2 protein-coding genes are annotated in these 2,647 nt (G+C 64.8%); both read right to left on the bottom strand.

Annotated elements, in window-relative coordinates; translation table 11 throughout:
• Positions 1-355: 355 nt before the first annotated feature.
• Entirely contained in the window at positions 356-1,567 is a 1,212-nt protein-coding gene (locus ABIB66_RS43380) for an IS91 family transposase (protein ID WP_354212163.1), read from the bottom strand.
• 11 nt (positions 1,568-1,578) lie between these two features.
• On the bottom strand, positions 1,579-2,505 hold the full coding sequence (locus tag ABIB66_RS43375) for a tyrosine-type recombinase/integrase (RefSeq protein ID WP_354260087.1): 927 nt from the start codon (positions 2,503-2,505) through the stop codon (positions 1,579-1,581).
• Positions 2,506-2,647 lie beyond the last annotated feature (142 nt).

Below are 2,647 nucleotides of genomic sequence, written 5' to 3'. Positions count from 1 at the left end.
TGTGCAGGTTTTTGGACGCCGGCAACGAGAGACGCGCAGCACGCTTGCCTGACCGGCGTCCAAAAAGCGCCAAGGCACGAAGTCGCGGGAGGTTAAGCACCGGCCGGGCAGCGGGCGCTATGGGGATTTGATGCTGGTGCCGAACTCGGTGGTGGACGCGACGCAGGCAGGATGTGACCTGCGGATAGGCTCGCAGGCGAGGTCGGGAGCGTACAATAGGTAGCTCGGCGATGGTTCGAGCGTATCAACGCGCGCTCGCCGCGTTGGTTGCCGTGATCGGATCGAGAGGGATCGCTGCCGGCGTGGAGCCAGCGCCATCGGAACGGGAAGCTGCGAGGCCGACGGGAGATCTGGCTCATGACGTGTCGATCCTGCCCGGCGTGGGACGCCACCTCGGCTCACAGCCGCGCGCGAACACCTCGATCACGATCATGCGGCCTCCACAGCGCGGGCAAGGGCACGGCAGCACACGTGGCGTGTCGGTGGCAATATCCGGCTGCTCTTGCTGGGCGGTGGCAGGCGGGACGACGTTGAGGAGTGCGCGGGCTGTCGCGATGTTCCCGGCCCGGTTGGCGTTGGCAAAGAGCCCGTAGTGGCGGATGCGGTGGAAGCCCTTGGGCAGCACGTGCATCAGGAATCGCCTGATGAACTCGTGTGGATGGAGCCGCATCGTCTTCCAGCGGTCAGGGCCGTTGACGCGGTAGTCCTTCCAGCGGAACGCAATGGCGCCATCGTCAGCGGCAATGAGGCGGCGGTTCGAGATGGCGACCCGATGGGTGTAACGGGAGAGATAGCGCAGCACCTGCTCGGGCCCTGCGAACGGCGCCTTGCAATAGACCACCCACTTCATGCGCCGCAGCGGGGCGATGAAGCGCTTGAACGTTTTTTTGCCGGAGAGCCCGGCATGCGTGTTGAAGAACATCAGCTGGTTGGCGTCGTGCGCCTCCATAAGCGTCGCCAGCATCTTGCCGCGGAACAGGCGCGACAGCACATTGACGTGGACGAGGAAGTTGGCGCGCGAGGAGACCCATCGTGCGTCGTCGAACGAGAGCCCTCCGCCCGGCACGATCATGTGTACGTGTGGATGATGGGTGAGCGCCGAGCCCCAGGTATGGAGCACGGCCGTAACACCGATCCGTGCGCCGAGGCGCTTGGGATCTGCCGCGATGGTAAGCATCGTCTCTGCGGCCGCCTTCATCAGCAGGCCGTAGACCACGCGCTTGTTCTGGTAGGCTATGTCGCGCAGCTCACTTGGTAGCGTGTACACGACGTGAAAGTACGGCACCGGCAACAGCTCTGCTTCGCGGTCGGCCAGCCATTGGCGTGACGCCGCAGCCTGGCACTTCGGGCAATGCCGGTTGCGGCAGGAGTTGTAGGCGATCTCGGTATGACCGCATGCCGGGTTCTCGCAGCGTGCGACATGGCCGCCGAGCGCCGCCGTGCGACAGCGCTCGATGGCATTCATCACCTTTAATTGGTCGAGGCTCACATGGCCGCGGTTGGCCTCGCGCCACGCAGGACCGTGATCGCGGAAGATGTCCGCGACCTCCAGAGTTGGTCGGGCCATGGCCTGCGGCGCTACGGCGCCGGCGGCTCCGTGGCGGCCCGCTTTGCTCGCCTGCGACGCGGTGCGCTCAGGCCGTCGAGCGGGCTCTCGATTCTGGCGATCATTCCTGTCGCCACGCGGGTGTAGCGGGCCGTCGTCTCAAGCTTGTCGTGTCCGAGCAACGCCTGAATCAGGCGAATGTCCGTGCCGCGCTCGAGCAAATGGGTCGCGAAGCTGTGACGGAGCGTGTGGAGAGAGAGCGCCTTGCGCAATCCCCCGTCTTTGGCCGCCTCCTTGAACAGCCGGCTGAACTGACGCGTGGTCAGCGGCTGATGTTGACTGCGGCCGGGAAACAGCCAGCGGTGTTCCGGCGGGACGCCGGCATCATGCCTGGTCGGTCGCACCTTCCACCATTGCCGCAACAGGTCGAGGACTTCCGCCGGCAGCATCACGTTGCGGTCCTTGCGGCCCTTCGACTGCACGATACGGATGATCATCTGTGCACTATCGATGTCGCCCGCTCGCAGCCGCACCACCTCGCCGGCCCGCAGCCCGCAGCCATAGGCGAGCGTCAGCATCGCCTGCGCCTTGAGGCTCGTCGCCATCGTCAGGACACGTTTGACCTCCTCGGGGCTCAGCACTGGCGGTAGCTTCAGCGGCTCCTTGATGTGCCAGACCTCGGCCGCCAGATCGTGGCGGCGCAGCGTAACTCGGAACAGGAACCGCACGCCGGTCATGATCCGATTGCGGTTGCAGATGCTGGCACCGCTCTCGATGAGGTGCAGCTGAAAATGCCGCACCTCATCGGGGGTGGCCGTATCGGGGGAGCGCTTAAGCCAGGCAGCAAACCGCTTGCAGCTTTGGATGTGACTGCGTTGCGTGTGCGGGTTGAGCTTGCGCGCAGTCATATCTTCGATCATACGCTGACGCAGCGGATTGACAGTGTTGGTCTCGCTCATGGGGAGCTCCATCATGGGGAGGTTGACGACACCTCGATTCTCAGGACGGAGCTCTCCAACGGCTATTGGGATCTTCTCGACCGACTACCGGCCTATCGGGCCTTGCTCCCGCGCAGCGGGCTGGAGCGCAGCGACTTTGTGC

It is taken from the genome of Bradyrhizobium sp. F1.13.3, from assembly GCF_040548265.1.
Lineage (GTDB): Bacteria > Pseudomonadota > Alphaproteobacteria > Rhizobiales > Xanthobacteraceae > Bradyrhizobium.
Note: the sequence above shows the minus strand (reverse complement) of the source record. Positions and strands in the feature narration are given on the sequence as shown.